We start from the raw sequence: 26,474 nt of genomic DNA, 5'->3' as shown, positions 1-26,474 counted from the left end.
CTTTTTTATTATCTCATTGCCTGAGCAACCTCTTTACGTACACGTCTTCCTTTTCCATGCGGAATACAAAGTGGCGTCCCAAATAACGGATCCGTACTAATTTGACATTCCATTCGGAACACATCACGTACTAGCTTCTCATCCACTACTTCTTCCGGCTTACCTTGTGCATATATTTGTTTATCTTGAATGGCAACAATATTGTCTGCATAACGGCATGCTAAATTTAAATCGTGTAATACCATAACAATTGTTCTTTGTTCTGTTTCATTTAATTCAAATAATAAATCTAGCACTTCAATTTGGTGAGTCATATCTAAATATGTAGTAGGCTCATCCAGTAAAATGATATCTGTATCTTGTGCAAGCGTCATTGCAATCCAAGCACGTTGACGTTGTCCACCTGAAAGAGCATGCACATCACGCTCAGCAAATTCTGTCATACCTGTTGCTGCAAGTGCTCTTTGTACCATTTCTTCATCTTTTTCTGACCATTGCTTCAGCCATGTTTGATATGGATAACGTCCTTGCTTTATAAGCTGCAATACTGTAAGTCCTTCTGGCGCTTGCGGTCCTTGCGGTAAAATTGCCATTTGACGAGCGATTTGCTTCGTTTGCATACTTTGAATGGCTTGATTATCTAACAAAATGTCACCCGTTGTTGGCTTTAACAATCTAGCTAGTGAACGTAATAAAGTTGATTTCCCGCAACCGTTAGAACCGATAAAGATTGTAATTTCGCCTTTTGGAATTTCTAAATTCAACTCATCAATAATAATTGTTTCACCATAAGACAACGTCAAACGTTTCGTCTCCAATGCTTTTTGCATATTCATCTCCCTTTATGAATTCCGACTTTTATAAAGTAAATAAATAAAATAAGGTGCACCAATTGCTGATGTAAATACCCCTGCTGGAATTTCAAGTGGTGTGAAAACTGTACGCCCAATTAAATCTGCAGCAAGTACTAAAATTGCACCAACAATAGCCGCAACTGGGAGTAATGCACCGTATAAAGAACCAACTAGTCTTCGTGAAATATGAGGTGCCATTAAACCGACAAACCCAATTCCTCCGGCGAAGGCAACTGCGCCACCAATTAAAGCTGTACTCAGTAATAACATGAATACGCGTGACTTCGTTAAAGGAACACCAAGTCCTACCGCAATATCATCCCCTAGCTCTTGTGCATTTAAATGTCTAGCAGCTATAAATGATATTACCGTTAAAATGAGAACCCACGGCGCAAGCACCATAACGTTTTGCCATGAAGAGCCGTAAACAGTACCTGTAATCCATACATTCGCTTGACTCGCTTGATAAATTGGCGCTAACAACATAAACAAAGTCGTTGCCGCTTTCGTTAATGCCCAAAAACCAACACCAATTAAAACAAGACTAATCGGTGATAATCCATCATTTCTCCATGCAAATAAATATACAAAAAGCGCTACAATCGTTGCCCCAGCGAAGGCTGCTAACGGCATATAATGAATGCTTACGGTTAGCGCATTATTTTTATCACTGAATATAGCTAAAAATAATACAACTGCAACACTTGCACCACCTGTAATCCCGATGATATCAGGAGAAGCCAGTGGATTTCGAACGAGACCCTGTAAAATACATCCTGCTACAGCAAGTGCGATTCCTACAAGGATGGCAATTAAAATACGCGGCATACGAAACTTGTTTACAACCATATTTGACATCGCATCGCCATTTCCAGTAATCGCTTGCCATACATCATACGGAGGAATTTTCATGTCTCCCATACCTGCACTCGCAAAAAATAATCCTATTAAAACAACTAGTAAACTGAATAAGACGAGACAAGCTCGTTTATACATTAAAAACGAGAGCCCGCCTTTTCCTATACGAAACGGAATATACTTCTTCATTTGCTAAGCCCTCTCTTACGTGCAATATAAATAAAGAATGGTGCCCCGATAAACGCTGTCATAACCCCTACTGGTACTTCTTGTGGCATAATGACATATCTTGCTGCTATATCAGCTAAGATTAATAGTATTGCACCTAACAATCCGCTATACGGTGCTCTCCACCTGTGATCTACTCCAACAAGAAATCTGGCAAAATGCGGAGTAACAATACCAATAAATCCAATCGGACCAGCGACTGCAACTGAACCACCAGACAACAGGACAATAATAAATAGTACGAATGATTTCATTAAAATCGTTCTTTGTCCAAGGCCTTTTGCAACGTCTTCCCCCATCATTAATGTATTTACTTTCCCTGCCATCATAAGAGATGCGATCCAGCCTACTAATAAATATGGGAATACAGATTGTAAAATTTCTAACTTTCTTCCTTGCACAGATCCGGCAAGCCAAAAAAGTACTTCTTCAAGCGCTTTTTCATTTAACACAAGTAATCCTTGCGTTAATGATGAAAATAACGCACTAATTGCGACCCCTGCTAACGTTAACTTAAGAGGCGTCGTCCCTTCTTTTCCTAAAGAACTAGAAGCAAATACAAGCACAGCTGCAATTGCTGCCCCTAAAAAGGCAATCCACGTGAAAGCTGATAATGATGTCACGGAAAAAATAACAATTGCTACAACTATGAAGAAAGCAGCACCTGAATTTAATCCAATAAAATCTGGAGAAGCAAGTGGATTCTTTGTTAAAGTTTGCATAAGACAACCGGCAATGGCTAAACTAGCACCAACACTAGCTGCAATTAATGCCCTTGGTAAACGCACATTTTGAATAATAATATGTTCATTGGAACCATTAAAATGAAAAAAAGCATCTAACGCTAATTTCCAGCTCGTATTTGTATATCCGAAAATAATACTTCCCCAAATACAAATAATGACTGCAATGATTCCAACAAATAATCCAATCCATTTTGCTTGATTTGTTTTTAATAACATGCAGCGTTTCCCCTTCAATGTATAATGATACGTTGTAAGTGTATTTCAACTTAATTCTCATTGTCAACGATAATGAGAACTATTTTCATTGATATGTATTGACAATCAAAAGATAAAAGCTTAATATCATGCTTGCTATTGAAAAAACTTCTCAGTATGTAGGGGGTACATAATGAATTTAACACGAAAGAAATCGTTTACAGTATTTGTATTTTTACTAGCCTTTTCATTACTTTTAAGTGCTTGTGGAAAATCAAATACGAAAGAGGAAACAAAAGAAGATACAAAAAAAGAAATGATTACGGTGGAACACGCAATGGGTAAAACAGAAGTTCCTGCTAATCCAAAACGTGTAGTCATTTTAACAAATGAAGGAACTGAAGCTTTACTTGAACTAGGTGTGAAACCAGTTGGGGCTGTAAAATCTTGGACTGGGGATCCATGGTATCCACATATTAAAGATAAAATGAAAGATGTAAAAGTTGTTGGTGATGAAGGACAAGTGAACGTGGAAACAATCGCTTCTTTAAAACCAGACTTAATTATCGGTAACAAAATGCGTCACGAAAAAGTGTACGAGCAACTAACAGCAATTGCACCTACTGTGTTCTCTGAGACGCTACGTGGTGAATGGAAAGATAACTTCAAATTTTATGCAAAAGCATTAAATAAAGAAAAAGAAGGTCAAAAGGTTTTAGCTGATTACGATAAAAGTATGAAAGATTTAAAAGCTAAACTAGGCGATAAAGTAAATCAAGAAATCTCTATGGTTCGCTTCATGCCTGGTGATGTTCGTATTTATCATGGTGATACATTCTCTGGTGTTATTTTAAAAGAGCTTGGATTTAAACGCCCTGGTGACCAAAATAAAGACGACTTTGCAGAGCGTAACGTGTCTAAAGAACGTATTTCAGCAATGGATGGTGATGTATTATTCTACTTCACATTCGACAAAGGAAACGAGAAAAAAGGCTCTGAATTAGAAAAAGAATATATCAATGATCCTCTATTTAAAAATTTAAATGCAGTAAAAAATGGTACAGCATACAAAGTTGACGACGTTATTTGGAATACAGCTGGTGGTGTAATGGCTGCTAACCTACTATTAGATGATATCGAAAAACGCTTTGTTAAATAATATTCCCTTAACCAGCTCCCCTTCTATGGAGCTGGTTATTTTTCAATTCACTTAAATGTCACATTATTTCATTTTGTATTTTTATTCTCAATATGTTATATTGTAAAAGTAAATAGAATATATTTTCTCTATATCAGAATAAATATTTTAATCTAAATTTCCTGATTAATCACTATTTTATTTTCTTTTAGAATTCAATTATTACATTTGAAAACGCTTATTATCTAGTTTTCAGGGAAAAATACAGTAACGGTTGAAGAAAAATAGATTTTTTTAGAAATTTTCTTTCTATTTCCATATAATTCTATTGACTTCTAAATATTTTGTGAATTAAAATAATTACATAAATATCCGTTATACAGGATTAGGGGGAAACAAAAATGGATGCAGCTTTAAAATTAGACAAAGCTGGAGAGCAACAATCACCAAAAAAACATCCACCTGGATTATATTTGTTGTTCTTTACAGAGGCATGGGAAAGATTTAGCTATTACGGAATGCGTGCCTTAATAGTTCTTTATTTATCAACGAGCTTAATAAGCGGCGGTTTAGGATTTGATAAAGCAACTGCAGTGCAAATTTACAGTATTTTCACAATGCTAGTATATTTCACACCAATTATAGGCGGTTGGCTAACTGACCATTTCATATCGAAACGTCACGCCATTACTATTGGTGGTATCATCATGGCAATTGGTAACTTCGTACTATTTTCAATGAACACGAAAACTGGAGTTTTCTTAGGATTAGGATTATTAGTTATTGGTAACGGATTCTTCAAACCAAATATTTCGACTTTATTAGGTCAATTATATAGTGAAAATGATTCTCGTCGTGATAGTGCCTTCACTATCTTCTACATGGGAATTAACTTAGGCGCTCTTATTGCTCCAATCATTTGCGGTTATTTCGCAGATTATAAATATGGATTCTTAACAGCTTGTATTGGTATGATTATTGGACAAATTATATTTAACTTATTAGCACCTCGTTACTTAGGATCAATAGGAACAACTGTTGTCGGTAAAAAGTCTAAAGAAAAAAATGCAAAAGCAATTGAGAAAAAACCTTTAACAACACAAGAGAAAAAACGTACTACTGCAATTTTAATTTTAACTTGTTTCGTTGTATTCTTCTGGGCAGGATTTGAACAAGCTGGTAGTTCTTTAACACTTTACACAGATAAGTTCGTGGATCGTACAATTGGTGGATTTACAATTCCAACACCTTGGTTCCAATCTGTAAACCCACTATTCATTATCTTACTAGCATTACCGGTTTCTGCATTATGGATTAAACTTTCAAAAACGAAAAATGGTGACTTAAAAATCCCAACAAAAATGGCATTTGGTATGATTTTACTAGGGATTGGATATTTAGTTCTAACTTTAGCTGTATTAAAAACTGGTAGCGATGAAGGTAATATTGCAATGAAAGCAAACTTACTATTCATTGTATTCACTTACATGTTCCATACAATCGGTGAATTATTCTTATCACCAATCGGATTATCTATGGTAAGTGCAATCGCTCCTGTTAAATTAGCATCATTATTAATGGGTGTATGGTTAGCTGGTACTGGCTTCGCAAACTTATTAGCAGGACAATTAGCTGCCTTCACTCAATCTTTAGGATATTTAGAAGTATTCGCAAGCATCGGTGTTATCGTAATCGTGCTAGGATTAGTACTTCTTATGTTCTCTAAGAAAATTGCACATATGATGGAATAGGAAATAAAAAGACGCTTCTAAACATTTAGAAGCGTCTTTTCTATTACTTCTCCTCTAAAGCCGTCACGTTCACGTGAACGCTTTCTCCAGGATTAGATACATCATACACTTGAGCAACTCCACTCTGCTCGTCACAGCTCTCAATCCATACTGGTACGCCCTCATATGTAACGTCAATGCTACTTGAAGAAGATAAGATTTGTTTCACACGTTTTACATCCATACTACTACTCCTCCTTTTCCTTACTACACTCCTTTCTATCTTTTCTTTTCCCTTTAGAATATATTCCATATAACAACATGTTAATTGATAACCTTTTCTTCCTTACATGCTAACATTTACTCTCATATCACCTTTCTGACAAATAAAAAAAGACGTATATCCCACACGTCTTTTTCCATAATATTCAAATTTTAAGAAAATAATGTTTTTACAACTTCACTTACTTTATCATTATGAATTTGATAATACACTTCTAGTCCTCGTCTTTCAAAGCGCACTACTTTATTTTGTTTTAATTTCGTTAAATGTTGCGAAACCGTTGATTGTGGAATTTCTAACACTTCCTGTAATTGTGTTACATTACAAGTTCCACGTTGCATTAGTTCCATTACTAGGCGTAAACGTAACGGATGCGCTAACGCTCTTAACATTTGTACATCTTCTTCTGAAATACGACATTCGAATTGATTTTGGCTCATAAAGTTCCCCTCATTTTCGTTTTTATTTTCTTTTTATTTATTTATATATCTGTTCTTATATTTCCTGTTACGACATAACTTTATCAACCTATAATGCTGAAAATTTTTTCCACCTTTATCAGGAAAGAATTCAGGAAAAATTCCTTGCTGATTTTGAATATTATACTATATGATATAATGAAAAAGCAAAAGTAAGGGCTATGAATACTTTGCTTACAAACGTTGTTTTATCAAGCTTTTTGTTATATTTTCACCTCACTGCAACGTACAGTAACGATATTGTAAAATACCGTCTATAATTGATAACCTATCGTAACGTATTCGGGTTATATTTAACCTCTTTGTTATGCTAAAAGGAATTTTCAGTAAAAAAAGATAATGTAATATTAAAAATTGACTTATTGTTGTTTTAATTCGTATTGTACTTGCTCAGACTGTTATTCAAAACTTCCTATTAAATGCATTTGGTTTCTCTTTCTTACTAGATCAACTCAGACCAGCATGTGACACCTATCAAATTTCAACATCCTATATACTTAATGCAAAGACGTCATCTAACATATAAGATTAATGATATACGAACAAATAAAACAATATAGAAATAACTTCAAAAAGCAAACTCAAATCTATTTGAGTTTGCTTTTTGTCTACTTTATGAACAAAGCATTTCTTTTAATACTATTATGGAATAATTATACTTTTTTACGTTGACAATAGTGTTGAAGGAGAATATACTAAGCATGTAAGTTGATTGTGAATTGTTTCACAAATAATGTGAATTTCTTCACATAAAATAGATAGGAGTTGTCATTATTATGAGTACTTGGACACAAATTTATGACCCATTAAACAATATTTGGTTATCTGCACTAATCGCAGCACTTCCAATTTTCTGCTTCATCATTTGTTTAATGGGACTGAAAATGAAAAGTTACATGGCTGGTCTTTACAGTGTGATTGTCGCTATTATTCTTGCTATATTCGTTTATAAAATGCCAGCAACCGTAGCTGTAGCATCTGCCGGATTCGGTGTTTTATCTGGATTTTATCCAATTTGTACTATCGTTATCGCAGCAATTTTCCTTTACAAATTAACTGTTAAAACAGAGCAATTCAACATCATTCGTGATAGTATTTCAAGCATTACAAATGATCAACGTTTACAAGTATTATTAATCGCTTATTCTTTCGGTGCTTTCTTAGAAGGCGCAGCTGGTTTAGGGGTTCCAGTTGCTATTACAGCTGCATTACTTGTGGGTATGGGCTTTAATCCATTAAAAGCAGCAGGTATTTGTTTAGTAGCTAACATCGCTGGTGGTGCTATGGGTGCTATGGGTATCCCAGTTACAGTACCAGCACAATTAACTGAGCTAGACGCATTAACTATCGGTCGTCAAACTGTTCTTATTTTACCATTCATTAGTATTGTTTTACCTTTCTTACTTGTTTCAATGGTTGATGGAATTAAAGGTATTAAAGAAACTTGGCAAGGTATTCTTGTAAGTGGTTTTTCTTTCGCTATAACTCAGTTCCTTGTGACTTACTTCTTAGGTGCAGAACTTACTAATATTTTCGCAGCCGTTGTAAGTATGGTTTCTCTAGCATTATTCTTACGTGTTTGGCAACCAAAATCTTCTTCTACAGAAGAAAAACAAGAAAAACAAGAATCTCATACATTCAATCAAATTTTATATGCTTGGTCTCCATTCGTATTCTTAACTGCATTCGTAACAATCTTTAATTTAAAACCAATTAAAGCTTTATTTGCTCCGGATGGCGCACTAGCAAACTTAGTATTTAACATTCAGTTCCCTGGTCTTCATAATGCTGTTATGAAAACTACACCAATTACAAAAGCTGATACACCTTTCGCGGCTGTTTTCAAGTTTGATGTATTCTCATCTACAACTACTGCAATCGTATTAGCAATTATTGTTTCACTTATCGTTTACCGCGTAAAAGGTAAAATGGTTAAAGAATTAATAGTAGAAACAATGAAAGAACTAAAAGCTCCAGTATATACAATCTGTAGCGTTATCGCTTTAGCCTACGTAGAGAACTACTCTGGTATGTCATCTACACTTGGACTGGCATTCTCTTCTACTGGTAATGCATTCCCAGTTCTTTCTCCAATCTTAGGATGGATTGGCGTATTCATTACAGGTTCAGTAGTATCAAGTGGTTCATTATTCGCACCGCTTCAAGCAGTAACTGCAGATCAATTAAATATCGTTCCTTCTACTCTTGTTGCATTAAACGTAGTAGGTGGTACAATGGCAAAAATGGTTTCACCACAATCTGTAGCCGTTGCTTGTGCAGCAGTTGGACTAGTTGGTAAAGAGTCTGCCCTATTTAAAACAGCGATGAAATACAGTTTAATCTTCTTAGCTATTATTAGCTTACTTCAATTAAACTCTGTATTTAATATCTTTTAAAAAAACACCGATCCATTTGGATCGGTGTTTTTTTCATATTACATCTTCTTATTCTTTAATAAAGAAGCTCCAGCAATTTCAGGATGCGTCATTTCGAATGGATCTAAAATAATATCTAATTCTTCTTCTGTCAGTACACCATGTTCTAAACATAGCTCCCTAACAGATTTTCCTGTTTCAATTGCTTCACGTGCAATACGAGATGCTGCTTCGTAACCAATATGAGGGTTCACCGCTGTAATAATTCCAACACTTTTCTCTACATATTGCTTCAGCAATTCTTCATTTGCTGTAATTCCTTTAATACAATATTCACGGAATACACGGAATCCGTTATTCATAATACTAATAGATTGAATTAAATTAAATACGAGTACAGGCTCCATTACGTTTAACTCTAATTGTCCTGCTTCTGATGCTAAGCAAATTGTATGATCATTACCAATTACTTGGAAAGCAACTTGATTAATTACTTCTGCCATAACAGGATTTACTTTACCTGGCATAATAGATGAACCTGGTTGGCGAGCTGGTAATTGAATTTCCGCCAATCCAACACGTGGACCAGATGCCATAATACGAAGATCCTTTGCAATTTTAGACATATTCATCATACATACTTTTAATGCGGCAGATACTTCTGTGTATGCATCTGTGTTTTGCGTTGCATCAACTAAATGCTCTGCACCAACAAGTGGGAATCCGCTAAATGTTCGCAAGTGTTTAACCACTTGTTCAATGTACGTAGGGTTTGCATTTAATCCCGTACCAACAGCTGTCGCCCCCATGTTCACTTCATATAAATGTTGGCGAGACTGTTTAATTCTTTTTATATCACGTTCAAGCACTCGGCTATACGCTTCAAATTCTTGTCCAAGACGAATCGGAACAGCATCTTGTAAATGTGTACGTCCCATTTTAATGACGTGGTCGAACTCTTTTGCTTTTTCACGGAAAGCAGCATGAAGTTCTTCCATTGTAATAAGAAGTTCTTCTAACATCATAAGAGTTGCAATATGAATTCCCGTTGGAAACGCATCATTCGTTGATTGAGCCATGTTCACATGCGTGTTTGGGCTAATTTTCACATACTCGCCTTTTTCACATCCCATACGTTCTAAAGCTCGATTAGCGATTACTTCATTTGTATTCATATTAATAGAAGTTCCAGCACCGCCTTGGATTGGATCCACGATAAATTGATCATGGAATTTCCCATCAACAATTTCTTGCGCTGCCTCTGCAATTTCATATCCAATGTCTTTAGCTAAGTAACCAGTATCCATATTTGCAAGTGCCGCCGCTTTTTTCACAATTGCCATTGCCGTAATGAGTGACGGATGAATGCGATATCCTGTAATCGGGAAGTTTTCTACAGCACGTAATGTTTGTACCCCATAATAAGCTACACTCGGTACTTCCTTTTCACCTAAAAAATCTTTCTCTATACGTATATCCTTCGTTGCTATCATTTTCATCACCTATACTTTTCATTCTAAATCCTTATCTAAAAAATTCGCCTCTAAAAAAACGAGTATCATTCAGAAGAATTTTTCAGTATCCACCTTCACTATATAGCACCTTTTTTGAAAGCGCAAACATTTATTTTTCTATATATACCTTTTATAAAGTGAAACTTTAATCAGTGGGGGTTTTGTTGATCCCCCACCTAACTTCTTCGCTTTCGCTGAATTTTGAAGTAGGGGTCTTACTGCCCACAAATAGCTTGATAAAAATTTATAGAAAATCATTCTTCTACCTTCTTTATTTCCACTCGTTTAATTTGATGCATATCCTTTTCAAGAACTTTAAAAGAAAAGCCGTGTTTTTCAATAATATCTCCTTCAGCAACGATTTGCTTTTGTACCATAATCCAGCCACCAATTGTATCTACATCAGCAGCGATTAAGTGTAGGCCAAATAAATCATTTACTTCACTAATAAGCACTTTTCCCTCTACGATTTTATAGCCTTCACTTATATGCTCTATAGGCGGGTGTTCATCTTCATCGTATTCATCTCGGATTTCTCCAACAATTTCTTCTAAAATATCTTCTAGTGTAACGATCCCCGCTGTACCACCATATTCATCATATAATACAGCTAATGGAATTCGTTTTCTTTGCATTTGTAATAGCAAATCATGAATAGGAATATTTTCTAACACTTCAATAACTGGTCTTGTATATGGCTTAATCGAGCACCCCTCGTCTCGATTACCATCCATATAACGAATAAATAAATCCTTTACATTAACCATCCCAATAATTTCATCTTTATCTTCACCAAATACGGGATATCTCGTGTACTTTTCTTGTGCGATTATTTTAATATGTGTTTCAAATGGTTCGTCCTCATATAAACCTACAACTTCCGTACGAGGTACCATAATTTCCTTTGCGACTCTATTATCGAATTCAAAAATATTATTTACATATTTAAATTCCCTTTGATTAATCTCTCCGCTCTCATAACTCTCGGATAAGATTAATCGTAATTCTTCCTCCGAATGAGCAACTTCATGTTCAGAAGCCGGATGTAATCCGAATAACCCTGTCACAAGCCTTGCAGAACCATTTAAAGCCCAAATAAACGGATACATTACTCGGTAAAAGTAAATAATTGGCTTCGATAATAATAAGCTAACTTGTTCTGCCCTTTGTATAGCGAGCGTCTTCGGAGCAAGTTCACCAATGACAACATGTAAAAACGTAATAACTGCAAAGGCAATAATAAATGAAACTGTACTTGCAATTGCAGGAGATAGGTGTAGTTTTAAAAACAACGGCTCGAGTATATGTTTTATAGTGGGCTCTCCTAACCACCCAAGCCCTAAAGCAGTAATTGTAATACCTAACTGACATGCTGATAAATACTCATCTAAATTCGAAGTTACTTTTTTAGCTGCCAATGCTCCTCGTCGTTTCTCACTAACGAGTTGATCAATACGACTGCTACGTACCTTAATAATTGCAAACTCAACAGCCACAAAAAATGCTGTTAACGCAATAAGGATGGCTACCATCAATAATTTTAAAATATCCACATATGTCCTTTAGCTTTCTTAGCTAAAGTTACACCTCCTTTAAAAAAGAAGTTTCACTTTAGTTTCTTCATTTATTTGAAAGCAACCCTATATAAAATTCACCAATTTCAAGCCTCATACAATTCTAAAGGCAAGCCATCAGGATCTTGGAAAAAGACAAATTTTTTATCCGTAATTTCATCCATACGTATCGCTTCAGTCTCCACACCGCATTGTTTTAAATGGTTTACAGCTTCTTCTATATTTGTAACAGCAAATGCTAAATGTCTAAGTCCAGCTGCTTCTGGAAAACTCGGGCGCTCAGGTGGACTAGGAAATGAAAATAATTCAATTTGATACTCTTCCCCTACACATAAATCTAACTTATAAGAATCTCGTTCTTTTCTATATACTTCATTTATCGCTTTAAAACCTAATATCCGAGTATAAAAATCCTTTGACAGTTCATAATTCGAACAAATAATTGCAACGTGGTGCACTCTACATATATTCATGCTCTCTCTATTCCTTTCTTTACCAAAGATGCATATTCTCCCTTGAAATGAAAAACATATATAGCAGAATATCTCTTTTAGGGGGCTTACTATGAAATTTATTACTTTTTTCGTGGGACTTATCGTTGTTTTCTTCCTTGCTTATATTGCTAGCAACAATAAGAAACATATTAAATTTAAACCAATTTTCATCATGCTTATTATACAGTTGATTTTAACCTATTTATTATTAAATACAGAAATCGGCCTCATACTTATTCGGGTCATTTCCAGTCTGTTTACAAAGCTACTCGAGTATGCTGCTGATGGTATAAACTTTGTATTTGGCGGTCTTGCCAATAAAGGTGAAATGTCATTTTTCCTTACTGTATTATTACCAATTGTCTTCATTTCCGTCTTAATTGGTATACTACAACATTTCAAAATACTACCATTTTTTATTCATTGGATCGGTTACTTCCTTAGCAAAATAAATGGTCTTGGGAAATTAGAATCTTACAACGCTATCGCCTCTGCCATTGTCGGCCAATCAGAAGTTTTTATTACAGTTAAAAAGCAATTAGCTCAAATTCCAAAACACCGTCTTTATACACTTTGTGCTTCTGCCATGTCAACCGTATCTATGTCTATCGTAGGTGCCTATATGACAATGATTGAGCCTAAATATGTAGTAACCGCACTCGTTCTCAATTTATTTAGTGGTTTTATTATCATACTCATCATCAATCCTTACGACGTGAAAGATGACGAAGATATTTTAGAAATTAAAGGCGAAAAGCAAAGCTTTTTTGAAATGCTTGGAGAATACATTCTAGATGGCTTTCGCGTAGCCATCGTTGTCGGCGCTATGCTCATCGGATTCGTCGCATTAATTAGCTGCATTAATGACCTATTCCTCATTATATTCGGCATTACTTTCCAGCAATTAATCGGCTACGTATTTGCGCCTGTTGCATTCCTTATCGGTGTACCAAGTTCTGAAATTGTCACAGCTGGTAGCATTATGGCAACGAAGCTTGTAACGAATGAATTTGTGGCAATGATGGACCTTAGTAAACTTTCTAATAGCCTTTCTCCCCGTACAGTGGGTATCATTTCTGTTTTCCTCGTTTCTTTTGCCAACTTTTCTTCTATCGGCATTATTTCAGGTGCAGTAAAAGGGTTAAACGAAGAACAAGGAAACGTCGTTGCCAGATTTGGCCTTAAATTACTATATGGAGCTACTCTCGTTAGCATTTTATCTGCAATTATCGTAAGCATTATGTTGTAATTAGGTAAAATTTTATCATTTTCTTATCCCTATCTTTTGTATACAATAACGAATAGGTGTCTTATAAATAATCAAGACATCTATTTTTTATACATGTACAATCGCTTTTATTTAGCGTACAATATTTTTTATGTGTTTGAATGCGCTTCTAGATGTATACACTTTGATAGTTTTAAAGGAGAAAAATGATGAAATCCGATATGAACAAAGACACCCGAGCCAAAAACGGACGCTCAAAGAAAAAACGCCTACTTTGGTTCCTTCTTATTCCATTACTGATTATAGCACTTGGAGCAGGGGGCTACTCCTTCCATATATACAGTAAAGCAAAGTCTGTATTAAGTAATGCCTATTCTGAACTGGGCCGCGGGGATAAATCCAGCAAACGTGAAAAAGCTGTGAAACCTATGACTGACAACATTTCCGTACTTATTATGGGTGTTGATGAAAGTGATATTAGGGACAAGAGTTATGGAAAAGCAACTCGTACGGATGCGCTATTACTTGCAACAATTAATAAAAACGATAAATCTGTTAAACTTGTGAGTATTCCACGTGACTCACGTGTCTACATTAAATCACGTGATAAATACGATAAAATTACACATGCGCACGTATTCGGTGGTGTGGACAGCACAATTGATACAGTGGAGAAATTTTTAGATGTTCCAGTTGATTACTATGTAAAATTCAACTTTAAATCATTTATCAAGATTGTCGATTCTCTTGGTGGTATTACTGTCGATGTTCCGGTTGAGTTTACAGAACAAAATAGTAAAGACGAAGCAGATGCAATTCACCTCAAAAAAGGACGTCAACATTTAAATGGAGAAGAGGCATTAGCACTAGCTAGAACTCGTCATATCGATAGTGATTATATGCGCGGTCAACGACAACAGCTTGTTTTAGAAGCTATTGCTGCAAAAGCACTATCTCTTAATTCCATTAATAAAATCGGTGGCCTCTTAGACGCTGTCGATAAAGACTTAAAAACAAATTTAACTTTTGATGATATGATGACAATTGCCAAAAATTCAATGGATTCCAATTTAAAAATGGACAAAATGCAAGTAGAAGGTACTGATAAATATATAGGTGGTATTTATTATTACGTTCCAAATGAAAAAAGCGTCAATAATATTTCGACAACACTACAAGAACATCTCGGTGTTACGAATAAAAATGAACATAAAAAATTATAATAAAAAGGCTGCTAGATCTTTCTAGACAGCCTTTTTATTATAATTTTCAACATATTTCTCGTGCATATTGTGACAAAAAGAGACAATTATTACAACAGTGTAACATTTTTTACAAAAACATTACACGCATAGTGGAAATAATAGTATACTAGTACGTACATAATGTTATTTTCATCATTTTTATACAAAAAATGTAATACATATATTTATACAAAAATTTCTGGGGGGAAATAAATGAAGCTAAGTAAAATACTGATCGGTTCTGCAATTACTGGAGGCATATTACTTTGTGTAGGCGGTGTTGGTGGATATCAATATGTATCCAAACTAAATAATCAATTAGATACTACTGCATTACCAAATACTACATTTGAAGGTATTTCTCTCGATGGAAAAAATAAAAAAGATATTCAAGCAATTATTAATCAAAAGGTAACTGAATTAGATCAAAAATCTCTTACCTACATATTCCAAAATGATAAACAAACGTACACATGGAAAGATTTAGGGATAAATTATAAGGAAAAAGATATTATTGACAAAATCTTTAAAGAACAAGAAGGAAACGCAATGAATCGTTACCAAATGCGGAAGCAGGCCGAAAACGGTGAATTAAAACGTGACTATAAATTAACAGCTCAATTAAATACAACTGCTTATGAAAGCTTTATGAAGGATAAATATAATGAAACATTAAAAAATCCTATTAATGCAGAATTAAGTGTTGAAGGCTCTACAGTAAATATTAGCCAAAGTCAAAATGGAGAAAAAATTGATAAAGGAAAATTAACTGATTTAACGCAGCAGGCCATTACTTCTGGCTCATCGGACGTTACATTACCAGTTACACTCTTAAAACCTGAGCGTTCTACAGAAGATATACAGAAAATGGGGATTAAAGAAGTAATTGCTGAATATTCAACTCCAATGGCTGGTCGGAATGGAAACCAGTCCTATAACGTAAATAAGTCAGCTAATACTTTAAGTGGAGTTATTGTCGCACCTGATGAAACGTTTAGTTTTAATGGCCGTGTTGGCGTAACGGATGCTGCCCATGGTTATAAATCCGCAGCAGTATTTTCACAAGGTAAAGTTATACAAAGTGCAGGCGGAGGCGTTTGCCAAGTTAGTAGCACTTTATATAGCGCAGCTTTAAGAGCAGATTTAGGAATTGTTTCTCGAAGCAATCATTCTATGCCCGTAAATTATTTACCACTTGGGCAAGATGCAGCAGTGGCAGATTATGGTCCGGATTTAAAATTTAAAAACAATACAGGCAATCATATTTATATTCAAGCATTTTCAAATGGCGGTAGTATTACTACTCGCATTTTTGGTACAAATACTGGTAAAAATGTTGAAGTTTCTTCTCAAGTAGTTAGTAGAACTGGTGATAAAATAACAGCGGTTACGTATAAAAAAGTAACACAAAACGGTGAAGTAGTATCAAATGGACAAATTTCAAAAAGCGTATATAAAAGTGCCCCAACACAATGAGACACCATCAAATTGGCAAACAAAAAAGGCGTGATCTATTCACGCCTTTTTCTTTTGCAATAATAGTAAAAAAGCTTCCAGATGGTCTTTCGTTTCTTCTAAAGACCACATACGATTTCCTTGCTTCGCAACTAATACGCACGCCTCTTCCCAAGCGCTCTTTTTCTTCATATATAATAATTCATCGCGTAACTTCAAAACAATTTCTTCATCCTCTTGCTCTAGAAACTCTTCCATCACGCCTACTATTTCATCCTCATGGATACTTAACGTACAATACGATTTGAGAAAATATTGTAATGTCGTATACATATTTACTCCCCCTTCTTATTTATCTGATGGATAAGAAGTAATGATCTTATATCCTAAATCTCCTGACTTATCTCTCGCCAAAACAGTAACAGTTTTTACTAACTTGTCTTTTACATTCATATTTTTCTTTATTACCGTTTTTCCAACTGGGAATGAATGAGTTGTATTTAATACGAGACGAGCCTCTTTAGAATTTTTTAACCAATCTTGAATTTCCTTATCATGCTGCTTCAAACTATCTTTTACAGCTTTCGTCGCTGTTTCCTTATCATAGTATGTACTTGCCGCTGATACTTTATCTGTCTTCAAGCGATTCTTCAAATCCTCTTCTGATTTTCCTACATGTCTTTCAATCGTATGACCATTTTTAGGTGGCCCTTCCATTTCATCTAAAATATTATCACTAATTTTTTCTACTGATGTCGATTGATTCCCTGTTTGTTTCTCTGTTTTTTGTTCTTTTCCTGCACATCCACTTAAGATCAGCATTAATGCCAATAAACTACTCAAGAGAAGACTACTTATTCGTTTCATAATATCACCTCTTCCATGATTATTATCGTAACTTCACTAAAAGTCAATTTCACAACGAAAAAACATATACATTTTTAAAATTCCTCATCAATTTTGCCATATTACCACCCTAGTTTCATCAAACTACTATTTTGGACCCTCTCCTAAATATACCCCTATGTTTTTATAATTATTTCCCAGATTAAATCACCCCTAAAATAGCTAAACATTCCCTTTAAAAAAGAGTTTTTTGGTGATTTTCTAAAAAATAAAATATACCCCCAATTCAATATACCCAATACCTATATAAGGTATATTGATGGTGTTTTATCAACGTTTTCTACATTATGTAAATTTGTGCTTGCCTACACAATGGAAATATGGTGTAATGCAAAAAAAGATAAAGGATTTTAAACAATGGCTGAAACAATTCAAAACTTCTTAACAGACTATTATTCAATCGCAATTCCACTTAGTATCTTAATTAACATCATCATCAGTCTTTTAGGTTTTATCCCTAGTATTTTTTTGACCGCTATTAACATACAGCTCTTTGGTGTAACAAACGGGACCATTATTTCGATCGCAGGTGAGGCATTAGGGGCTATTATCTCGTTTTATATTTATCGTATAGGCCTTCAGAAATTCACTCACAACAAAGCAAATAAGTATCCAAAGGTAGAACGCCTACTTTATGTAGAAGGTAGAGAGGCCTTTCTACTCGTTCTATCGTTTCGATTCATACCTTTCATCCCATCAAGTATCGTTACTTTATTTGCCGCTCTAGGCAAAATGTCATTACTCTCTTTCAGTATTGCCAGCACAATAGGTAAAATACCGGCTTTGTTAATCGAAGTATATTCTGCCTATCATGTCATGAATGGAACGAATGAAGCGAAGTGGATTGTAACAATAGCGGGTTGTGTTGGATTGTTTTATTTGTGGAAAAAATGGAGAAAAAAATAAAGAAGGAGCCTATGCTCCTTCTTTATTTTTGAAGTATTTTATTAATAATACTCTCTTAAACCTTTAGTTTACACCAACAGCACTAAATGATTGCTTAACTGCTGCTACTTCCGCAGAAGTCGCACCATATAAATCAGCTGCAGCTTGTACTGCACCAGCACGAGCTTGGCTAAATGTAGTAGATTGCGTGAAATATTGTGTATTTGCACGGTAATAAATTGCACCTAACTTATCTTTACCAATACCAGTTACAGTTACACCAGAATGTGTACCACCATTTGCTAATAAATAAGCTTGTTTGTTAATGATACCACTGTTCGTATGAACTCCACCGTTATCACTTGAACCAGTGTAACGCTTAGAATAATGATCTGGATCACCATATTTCGCCGGATCACTCATAGAGCGAAGTGCGTCTCCTGCTTTACCAGGCGTGTAAATATCTTCACCAATCTCCCAATCTGGATTACGGTTATCATAGAACTCTACTAATGTACCAAAGATATCAGAAATTGCTTCATTTAATGCTCCTGATTCATTTTGATAAATTAAATTCGAGCTATTTTCCGTAACCGCATGCGTTAATTCATGACCAATTACATCAATTCCACCAGATAATGAAGTAAACGTTACACCATCACCATCTCCGTATACCATTTGTGATCCGTTCCAGAATGCATTATTATAATTACTTCCGTAATGAACTGTTGATTTTAACGGCGCTCCTGCATCATTAATAGAATTTCTATTAAATGTAGCTTTATAGTAATCATATGTTTTACCTGCATAGTAATGAGCATCTACCGCTGCTGCATCATACGCTGCATTGAAAACATTATCTGCATCTGCCCATAATGTTCCTGGTAATGTTGAACGATTTTTCGCATCATATGTGAAAATCGTTGCCCCGCGTGTATTATCTTGTAAGTAGTAAGATGATCCAGATAACGTTGTATTAAGCGATTTCGTATCTCCTAATACCCCTTTACCAGTTCCTACTTTATTTGTTCCTGTTACAGGCTTTACAACTGCTTTTGCATCTTGCTTAGGAGCCTCTTGTTTAACTGGTGACTTATCATCATTCGTCACATGATCGATTGTATTAAACTTATTTAATACTTTACCGCTTTCTGCTTCAATGAAATAGTAGTAGTTTCCTGGGCTTGGATCTAAGAAGTTTAGATTTACAACGTATGCATATGTTGTTTCTTCACCATTTTGATATACATATAAGTCCGCTTTTGGTTCTACCTCATACTTAGGTGTAACACCTAAATCTTTTTGCGCAATTTCAATTGCTTTTGCGCCCTCGATCTTATTTTTATTCTTCAACTTTTCTTTTTTGTCTAAATCAGGTGCAACTGTTCCAGACAATACTTTTAAAGAACCATCTTTACTTACATGAGCTACTTGAGTAGAACCCCATACAGGTACTCCTACGTATACTTGTTGCATACGTACTACTGTTGAATCAGTTACAGCATCTTTTTTCACTTGTTTTACTTTGAAAGAATCTTGCGCACTCTTTTCCCCTAACTTATAATCACCTTTTGCTGCGTTTAAGTAATCAAACACAACAGATTCTGCTTTCTTACCAGTCGCTCCAGTTAGATCACCAGAAATAAACTCAGGTGATTGCACCGTTTCATTGTACTTCTTCGTAGAGAGCACATTTTTAGAATCTGCAAATGCAGAGCCTGTCCCTCCAAACGTTGTAACTGCCATTCCTGCCGCTAACACTAACGCTAAACTTTTCTTTTTCATGAATCTTCCCCCTAATAAATTATTTTTTGAAAAAGAGTAGTTTTATCGTAGCACTATGTTTCTACTATTAATATACTAAAAATTCAAATAATTATTTTCTCAAGTTTTGTAGAATTTTGAGGAACAAATATTGAAAAAACCCCTTTCCGATTGGAAAGGGGTTTTTATTAAGAATTTATTACTTCTATTAGTTCTTTAGCTTGACCATACATATCTCCAGTCCAAGCATATTGAGGTTCTAACACTACTAATATAGCCACTAATGCTAGTGCACCAAAAATCATTTTCTTCATATTCATCTTCCTCCCTTTTCTTCTAATAAATTAATAGTTAGTCTATAATACCGATTACTTTCTTGGAATTCTAATACTTCTTCATGATATTTTGCTAATTCTAAATATACCTTTTTTAAATCTTTTTTATTTTCCTCTTGCTTAAAAAATGTTAAAGCTTCTGTTTCTAAAAACTTTTTATACACCCCCTTCTCTTCAAAATATTTATATTGAAGTATTAAAAGTGTATATAACATACTTTTATACTTCTCATCTCTTTTCGCAACTTCTATCCCTTTATTAATCCACTCTTTTACTTCTTCAAATTCCTTCAATTCAATACATTGCAATGCAATCTCATATACAGCATCAATGTAATCTAAATCTTCTTCCTTCTTGTATTGTAAACATTGTAAATAATACTCTTTCGCTTTTGCATAATCCTTTAAATGGTAATGTAAATACCCCATGTTATTTAGAGCAATCGCCGTTATGTTATCTTTATCCGCAAAAGAATTAGCCTCTCTTAAAATATTTCTATAAATTCCTAAAGCTTCGTTATATTGTTTTTTCTGTATATAACTTAACCCTATCAATAACTGGCAATTAATCACATGACGAAATTTATATTCATTCTTAAAGCCTTCCATAGCTAAATGAGCAAAATGTAAAGCCATATGTTCTATTTCTAATTCATTATAAACAAGAGCTAAATTATAATAGATTCCAGTTTCATAATAGCCTTGTTCTTTCGCCATCACTTCAGTTTGAACTAAATAATCTAAGGCCGTTTTATATTTATGCTGTAAAAAATAATATAGACCTTTACTATACGTATATAATAATTTCTGAAATGGCGAATACTTTTTGTACATCTTTTTTAATCTCTCTAATTCTTCTTCAACAGCCAGAAAATCTCGTTTCATAATTAAATAACGCGTATACAGCAGTTTATAATAATTTATAATTTCAAAATCCAAAACATGCTTCATTTCACCTTGCAACTCTTCATATATGCGTTCTACTTGCGGCTTGTCCAAATGAACTAGTGCATTCAACCATTCATCTAGCTTCCCCTTCACGTCTTCTTCTACATCTCTCAAATCCGTCACGGCAATTTCTAACCTTGTGCAGAGCAATTGTAGAATTTCTTCTGATGCCTCGATCTTTCCATTTTCGATTTTACTTAAGTATGAGACAGAACAAATGCCCTGACATAATTCTTCTTGTGTCATTTTTTGCTGTAGCCGTTTATAAAAGACTTGTTTGCCTATTTTTTCTAATGTTTGTTGCATTGTCCTCCTCCATTCTCATTACCCCCATTACTCTAATAATACATAAAATCTTGAGAAATATAAATTGATAAATGTTAATTTTCTAAAAAATATGCATTATTTCATTTTTTTCCCTCTTGACTCTACTTTCATATCCATTCTTTGCTACGAGCGGTGAAAAATTGGTATACTATAACCAAATTATGGAGGTGTTTTCGCGATGACTTATTATAAAGACGATAGCTATGCCTTACATACAGATTTATATCAAATTAATATGGCTTATACATATTGGAAAGATGGTATTCATAATCGCCGCTCGGTGTTTGATTTATACTTTCGAAAGCTTCCATTCGAGAACGGTTATGCTGTTTTTGCTGGCCTTGAAAAGATTGTAGAGTACATAGAAAACTTCAGCTTTACCGAAAGCGATATCGCTTATTTAGCAGAATTACAATTTGAAGAAGAATTCCTTCATTATTTACAAAATATGAAATTCACTGGGACCGTTCGAAGTATGCAAGAAGGTGAAGTTGTATTTAATAACGAGCCTTTATTACGTGTTGATGCACCGCTCGGCGAAGCACAAATTATTGAAACTGCCCTGTTAAACATTGTGAATTACCAAACATTAATTGCAACAAAAGCTGCTCGTATGAAGCACGCTGCAAATAATGATGAACTTTTAGAATTTGGTACAAGACGTGCCCACGAGTTTGATGCAGCTCTTTGGGGCACACGAGCTGCCTTTATTGGTGGTTTCTCATCTACGAGTAACGTACGGGCTGGGAAGCGCTTCGGAATACCTGTAGCAGGCACACACGCTCACTCTTTCGTTCAAGCGTATCGCGATGAATATGTCGCGTTTAAGAAATACGCTGAAACTCATAAAAAATGTGTCTTTCTCGTTGATACATACGACACTTTAAAATCAGGTGTTCCAAATGCAATTCGCGTCGCGAAGGAGTTTGGAGATCGTATCGATTTTTACGGCATTCGCCTTGATAGTGGTGATATGGCTTATTTATCTAAAAAGGCAAGAAAACTACTAGATGAAGCTGGGTTTACAAATACAAAAATTATTGCTTCTAGCGATTTAGATGAATACACAATTATGCATTTGAAATCTCAAGGCGCAAAAATTGATGTATGGGGCGTTGGAACAAAATTAATTACGTCCTTTGAACAACCAGCGTTAGGGGCTGTCTATAAACTAGTTGCGATTGAAGATACTGATGGAAAGTTAAATGATACAATTAAAATTTCATCTAACCCTGAAAAAATTACCACTCCAGGACTGAAACGAATTTATCGCATTATCAATCGAGTTAACGATCATGCAGAAGGCGATTATATTGCATTAGATTCTGAAGAGCCAGGAAAAGAAGAACGTTTAAAAATGTTTCATCCTGTTCACACGTATATAAGTAAATTTGTAACAAACTTTGAAGCACGCGAACTGCATAAAGACATTTTCATTAACGGCGAAAGAACATATGAACTACCAGGTATATTAGATATTCAAAAATATAATGAACAGAGTCTCGCACTATTTTGGGAAGAATATATGCGAACTTTAAATCCCGAAGAGTACCCTGTCGATTTAAGTCAAGAATGTTGGGCTCATAAAATGAATTACATTCAAACTGTTCGAGAACAAGTTGAAAAAAATATACAAAAATAAAACAGAGAAGCTTTTCCTTCTCTGTTTTTTCAATACGATATGTATCTTTGTGGAAAATATATTAAAATAGTACGACAAATATTTTTTATTTATAAATTTTAATATTACGTTATTTATTTACAAAATAATATTTGTTATTATTTTATTGAGTCAATTTCAACAAAATAACCTAAAAAAGAGGACGCAGGTTGCGTCCTCTTTTTTATAAATCTTTCACTCGTAGTACACGCATTGCATTTAACACTGCAAGTAGTGTCACACCAACATCTGAGAAGATAGCTTCCCACATTGTTGCAATACCAAAAGCACCAAGTAATAAAACTAATCCTTTTACCCCTAATGCAAAGATGATATTCTGCCATACAATGCGTCGTGTGCGTTTTGCAATATTTAAGGCTGTTGCAATTTTTGAAGGCTCATCAGTCATAATAACAATGTCTGCCGCCTCAATCGCTGCATCTGATCCTAAACCACCCATCGCAATACCAACATCTGCTCTTGCTAATACCGGTGTGTCATTAATACCATCACCAACAAAAGCAACTTTTTCTTTTCCGTTCTTCGCCGCATCAATTTTTTCAATCTCTTCGACTTTTTGTTGCGGTAATAGTTCTGCGTGAACTTCATCTAAACCTAATTCTTTACCAACAGCTTCACCAACGGATTTTGCATCACCCGTTAACATGACTGTCTTCTTAATACCTAGTTCTTTTAATTTTTGAATTGCTTGTTTTGAATCTTCTTTTACCTCATCAGAGATAACGATATAACCTGCATATTCCCCATCTACAGCAACGTGAACTAATGTACCTACCGTTTCTGGTTGCTTAAATGTAATGTTTTCTTTTTTCATTAATTTAGCATTACCTGCAAAAATTTCTTTTCCTTGTACTTTTACGACTGTACCGTGACCAGAAATTTCGCTATACTCATCGATTATTTTTTCATCAATTGATTTTCCGTATGCCTTTCGAATAGATTGTGCAATTGGATGATTAGAATACACTTCAGCAAATGTTGCATACTCTAATAATTCTTCATTTGTAATACCTTCGCTTGGTTCCATTTTTGTAACTTTGAAGACACCTTTTGTTAATGTTCCTGTTTTATCAAAAACAATATATTTCACATCATTTAAAGCTTCTAAATAGTTACTTCCTTTTATTAACACACCACTTTTAGATGCACCACCAATTCCTCCAAAGAATCCAAGAGGAATAGATACAACTAACGCACATGGACAAGAGATTACTAAGAACACTAAAGCTCTATAAATCCATTCTGAGAATGTAGCTCCTTCTAAAATAAGTGGTGGAATAAACGCCATGATCGCTGCTGTAATAACTACAACCGGAGTGTAGTAACGCGCGAATTTCGTAATAAAGTTTTCTGTTGGCGCTTTTTTACTGCTTGCATTTTGAACTAAATCTAAAATTTTTGATACAGTTGATTCACCAAATTCTTTTGTAACTTCAATTGTTAATACGCCATTTTGGTTCACAAAACCACTTAATACATCATTTCCAACTTCGACTTCACGTGGTACAGATTCACCAGTCAATGCTGAAGTATCTACCATTGATGTTCCTTCAACTACTTTTCCGTCTAATGGTACTTTCTCACCAGGCTTCACGATAATATAATCGCCGATTTGTACATCTTCTGGTGATACTTGTTTCGTTTCATTTCCAACCTTCACATTCGCATAATCAGGACGGATATCCATTAATGAAGTAATTGACTTTCGGGAGCGATTGACCGCAATACTTTGGAATAGTTCCCCTACTTGATAGAATAGCATTACCGCAACAGCTTCTGAATATTGTTGAATCGCAAAAGCTCCTAGTGTTGCAATTGCCATTAAGAAGTTCTCATCAAACACTTGGCCGCGAGTTATGTTTCTTACCGCTCTCCAAACGATATCTCCGCCTATTAATAAATACGCAAGGACGAATAACGGAATTGTTATCATTTGTGGTAAGCCAGCTAATGCAGCAATTGCTGTCAAAATTCCGCCGACCACTAATCGTCCTACCATCTTTTTCACATTTGCTTCACCATGGTCGTGACTATGTCCGTGGTCATGACCACCTTTTTCTTCACGAACAACTTTTACATCTGGTTCTAACTTTTGAACGACATTTGTTATATTTGCTATAGTCGCTTCTAATTCTCTTTTATTCGCTACTTCAACTCTTAATTTCTTTGATACGAAATCAACAGTTGCTGCTGAAACAGTGGGCATTTCTTTCACTTTATTTTCAATCTTCATCGCACAGTTTGCGCAATCTAAACCTTCTAATATAAATACTTCTTTCGCTACTTTTGTGTTGTTTTCTTCTTGTACTTTAATGTGCGGTTCTAATTTTGTAACGAGTTGTTTTGCTTCTGTAACAACTTCGCTTTCTTTATTTTGTGCTGTTTCTAAAACCATTGTTTTTGTCGCGAAATTTACAGAGCAAGAATTTACTCCTTCTATATTCCCAACGCCTTTTTCAATTTTCATTGCACAGTTCGCACAATCTAAACCTTCTAACACCAGTTTCTTTTTCACTAATGCTTCAGCCATCGTTCTCCCTCCTCGCGTTCTTTTTATTCTTCCTCGTTTACGTGTTCAAACGCTTGCTCGAAGATATGAATTACGTGCTGGTCAGCTAACGAATAATAAACGACCTTTCCTTCTTTACGATTCTTTACAAGTTTCGCTTGCTTTAACACACGAAGCTGATGTGAAATAGATGATTGTGTCATTCCTAATAAATACGCTAAATCACACACACACATTTCTGCTTCAAATAACGCATGTAATATTCTCGTACGTGTACGATCACCTAATACTTTAAATAGTTCTGCTACTTTACTTAAACTTTCATCAGTTGGAATTGTTTGTTTTACTTGATCAACAACTTCTTCATGAATTATCGTTTGAGAACATGTCTCTTGTGGTGTTTCTACTTTATTTCCAGCCATTATAGCTCACCTCTTCATTTGAACATATGAACAATCATTCATATATCTTATACTCTTATTATATGAGCGTCCATTCATATGTGTCAATGAAATCTCATACATTTTTCCGAACATTTTGTTCATATTTTAATAAGGCTTACACATATTTTCCACATCCATTACATTCTCATACAAAAAAGGATGTACATTTTGCACAAAAGAAAAAAGCCTTGCGCGCTCCCTAGACTGAAGTGACCCCTAAAAGTTAGACACGGTTATTTCATTAGGCAGCTTGATAAAAGTGAGTCCGGTATTGCACCGGGC

23 protein-coding genes are annotated in these 26,474 nt (G+C 34.9%); 8 read left to right on the top strand and 15 right to left on the bottom strand.

From position 1 onward, the window contains the following. Positions 1 to 8 precede the first annotated feature (8 nt). The 3 genes from JDS99_RS25610 to JDS99_RS25600 are packed head-to-tail and all read right to left on the bottom strand — an operon-like array spanning position 9 to position 2,902. Positions 9 to 830: an ABC transporter ATP-binding protein gene (locus JDS99_RS25610; protein WP_199695948.1), complete on the bottom strand. Its 822-nt coding sequence runs from the start codon at positions 828 to 830 to the stop codon at positions 9 to 11. Between the two features lie 12 nt (positions 831 to 842). After that, positions 843 to 1,901, bottom strand: a complete 1,059-nt coding sequence (locus JDS99_RS25605) for a FecCD family ABC transporter permease (RefSeq protein WP_087983390.1) — start codon at positions 1,899 to 1,901, stop codon at positions 843 to 845. After that, positions 1,898 to 2,902, bottom strand: coding sequence for a FecCD family ABC transporter permease (locus tag JDS99_RS25600; RefSeq protein ID WP_199695947.1), 1,005 nt, complete (start codon positions 2,900 to 2,902; stop codon positions 1,898 to 1,900). The genes JDS99_RS25605 and JDS99_RS25600 overlap by 4 nt, the downstream gene beginning before the upstream one ends. Positions 2,903 to 3,074: 172 nt before the next feature. Here JDS99_RS25600 and JDS99_RS25595 point away from each other — a divergent pair, with 172 nt between their 5' ends. Next, a complete protein-coding gene (locus JDS99_RS25595; RefSeq protein ID WP_088608959.1) occupies positions 3,075 to 4,040 on the top strand; it encodes an ABC transporter substrate-binding protein in 966 nt (321 codons plus the stop codon). A 380-nt stretch (positions 4,041 to 4,420) separates the two neighbouring features. Next, complete coding sequence (locus tag JDS99_RS25590) at positions 4,421 to 5,770, top strand: peptide MFS transporter (RefSeq protein WP_097908193.1); 1,350 nt, start codon at positions 4,421 to 4,423, stop codon at positions 5,768 to 5,770. 43 nt (positions 5,771 to 5,813) lie between these two features. Here JDS99_RS25590 and JDS99_RS25585 read toward each other — a convergent pair whose 3' ends face one another. Both JDS99_RS25585 and JDS99_RS25580 read right to left on the bottom strand, forming a co-directional pair. Continuing rightward, positions 5,814 to 5,993 carry an acid-soluble spore protein H gene (locus JDS99_RS25585; RefSeq protein ID WP_000382688.1) on the bottom strand — a complete coding sequence of 60 codons (180 nt, stop codon included), beginning with the start codon at positions 5,991 to 5,993 and terminating at the stop codon, positions 5,814 to 5,816. 191 nt (positions 5,994 to 6,184) lie between these two features. Next, positions 6,185 to 6,472, bottom strand: a complete 288-nt coding sequence (locus JDS99_RS25580; RefSeq protein ID WP_000081429.1) for an ArsR/SmtB family transcription factor — start codon at positions 6,470 to 6,472, stop codon at positions 6,185 to 6,187. Between the two features lie 815 nt (positions 6,473 to 7,287). Here JDS99_RS25580 and JDS99_RS25575 point away from each other — a divergent pair. After that, positions 7,288 to 8,907, top strand: a complete 1,620-nt coding sequence (locus JDS99_RS25575; RefSeq protein WP_088061821.1) for an L-lactate permease — start codon at positions 7,288 to 7,290, stop codon at positions 8,905 to 8,907. Between the two features lie 38 nt (positions 8,908 to 8,945). Here JDS99_RS25575 and aspA read toward each other — a convergent pair whose 3' ends face one another. From aspA to gloA2, 3 genes are all read right to left on the bottom strand, one after another. Beyond that, positions 8,946 to 10,379, bottom strand: coding sequence for an aspartate ammonia-lyase (gene aspA, locus JDS99_RS25570; RefSeq protein WP_199695946.1), 1,434 nt, complete (start codon positions 10,377 to 10,379; stop codon positions 8,946 to 8,948). Between the two features lie 275 nt (positions 10,380 to 10,654). Next, positions 10,655 to 11,953, bottom strand: a complete 1,299-nt coding sequence (locus JDS99_RS25565; protein WP_088061817.1) for a hemolysin family protein — start codon at positions 11,951 to 11,953, stop codon at positions 10,655 to 10,657. A 107-nt stretch (positions 11,954 to 12,060) separates the two neighbouring features. Beyond that, entirely contained in the window at positions 12,061 to 12,447 is a 387-nt protein-coding gene (gene gloA2 / locus JDS99_RS25560) for an SMU1112c/YaeR family gloxylase I-like metalloprotein (protein ID WP_001017670.1), read from the bottom strand. A 91-nt stretch (positions 12,448 to 12,538) separates the two neighbouring features. Here gloA2 and JDS99_RS25555 point away from each other — a divergent pair, with 91 nt between their 5' ends. From JDS99_RS25555 to JDS99_RS25545, 3 genes are all read left to right on the top strand, one after another. Next, positions 12,539 to 13,717, top strand: a complete 1,179-nt coding sequence (locus tag JDS99_RS25555; protein WP_088121265.1) for a NupC/NupG family nucleoside CNT transporter — start codon at positions 12,539 to 12,541, stop codon at positions 13,715 to 13,717. Between the two features lie 185 nt (positions 13,718 to 13,902). After that, complete coding sequence (locus JDS99_RS25550) at positions 13,903 to 14,919, top strand: LCP family protein (protein WP_304363091.1); 1,017 nt, start codon at positions 13,903 to 13,905, stop codon at positions 14,917 to 14,919. A gap of 234 nt (positions 14,920 to 15,153) precedes the next feature. Continuing rightward, the gene (locus tag JDS99_RS25545; RefSeq protein WP_088121263.1) at positions 15,154 to 16,416 is read left to right on the top strand and encodes a VanW family protein; all 1,263 of its coding nucleotides are present in this window, start codon (positions 15,154 to 15,156) and stop codon (positions 16,414 to 16,416) included. A gap of 39 nt (positions 16,417 to 16,455) precedes the next feature. Here the strand turns inward: JDS99_RS25545 and JDS99_RS25540 are convergent, their stop codons facing one another. Further along, positions 16,456 to 16,728, bottom strand: coding sequence for a hypothetical protein (locus tag JDS99_RS25540; protein WP_088061810.1), 273 nt, complete (start codon positions 16,726 to 16,728; stop codon positions 16,456 to 16,458). Between the two features lie 15 nt (positions 16,729 to 16,743). Continuing rightward, positions 16,744 to 17,262, bottom strand: coding sequence for an RNase A-like domain-containing lipoprotein (locus JDS99_RS25535; protein WP_064477118.1), 519 nt, complete (start codon positions 17,260 to 17,262; stop codon positions 16,744 to 16,746). 396 nt (positions 17,263 to 17,658) lie between these two features. Here JDS99_RS25535 and JDS99_RS25530 point away from each other — a divergent pair, with 396 nt between their 5' ends. Further along, entirely contained in the window at positions 17,659 to 18,207 is a 549-nt protein-coding gene (locus JDS99_RS25530) for a TVP38/TMEM64 family protein (protein WP_088061808.1), read from the top strand. Between the two features lie 63 nt (positions 18,208 to 18,270). Here JDS99_RS25530 and JDS99_RS25525 read toward each other — a convergent pair whose 3' ends face one another. The 3 genes from JDS99_RS25525 to JDS99_RS25515 form a co-directional block, all read right to left on the bottom strand. Then, on the bottom strand, positions 18,271 to 19,971 hold the full coding sequence (locus JDS99_RS25525) for a M4 family metallopeptidase (RefSeq protein ID WP_199695945.1): 1,701 nt from the start codon (positions 19,969 to 19,971) through the stop codon (positions 18,271 to 18,273). Between the two features lie 167 nt (positions 19,972 to 20,138). Further along, positions 20,139 to 20,264: an NprX family peptide pheromone gene (locus JDS99_RS25520; RefSeq protein WP_131933998.1), complete on the bottom strand. Its 126-nt coding sequence runs from the start codon at positions 20,262 to 20,264 to the stop codon at positions 20,139 to 20,141. Between the two features lie 2 nt (positions 20,265 to 20,266). After that, positions 20,267 to 21,538, bottom strand: a complete 1,272-nt coding sequence (locus JDS99_RS25515) for a helix-turn-helix domain-containing protein (RefSeq protein WP_088061805.1) — start codon at positions 21,536 to 21,538, stop codon at positions 20,267 to 20,269. Between the two features lie 199 nt (positions 21,539 to 21,737). Between JDS99_RS25515 and JDS99_RS25510 the strand changes: the two genes are divergently transcribed. Beyond that, complete coding sequence (locus JDS99_RS25510; RefSeq protein WP_199695944.1) at positions 21,738 to 23,201, top strand: nicotinate phosphoribosyltransferase; 1,464 nt, start codon at positions 21,738 to 21,740, stop codon at positions 23,199 to 23,201. Positions 23,202 to 23,403: 202 nt separating this feature from the next. Here the strand turns inward: JDS99_RS25510 and JDS99_RS25505 are convergent, their stop codons facing one another. Together JDS99_RS25505 and JDS99_RS25500 are read right to left on the bottom strand one after the other, a co-directional pair. After that, on the bottom strand, positions 23,404 to 25,770 hold the full coding sequence (locus tag JDS99_RS25505; protein ID WP_199695943.1) for a heavy metal translocating P-type ATPase: 2,367 nt from the start codon (positions 25,768 to 25,770) through the stop codon (positions 23,404 to 23,406). Positions 25,771 to 25,793: 23 nt separating this feature from the next. After that, positions 25,794 to 26,171 carry an ArsR/SmtB family transcription factor gene (locus tag JDS99_RS25500; protein WP_000918377.1) on the bottom strand — a complete coding sequence of 126 codons (378 nt, stop codon included), beginning with the start codon at positions 26,169 to 26,171 and terminating at the stop codon, positions 25,794 to 25,796. Positions 26,172 to 26,474 lie beyond the last annotated feature (303 nt).

It is taken from the genome of Bacillus cereus group sp. N6 (assembly GCF_016483705.1).
Lineage (GTDB): Bacteria > Bacillota > Bacilli > Bacillales > Bacillaceae_G > Bacillus_A > Bacillus_A wiedmannii.
This window is presented reverse-complemented; position numbering and strand designations above follow the sequence as displayed.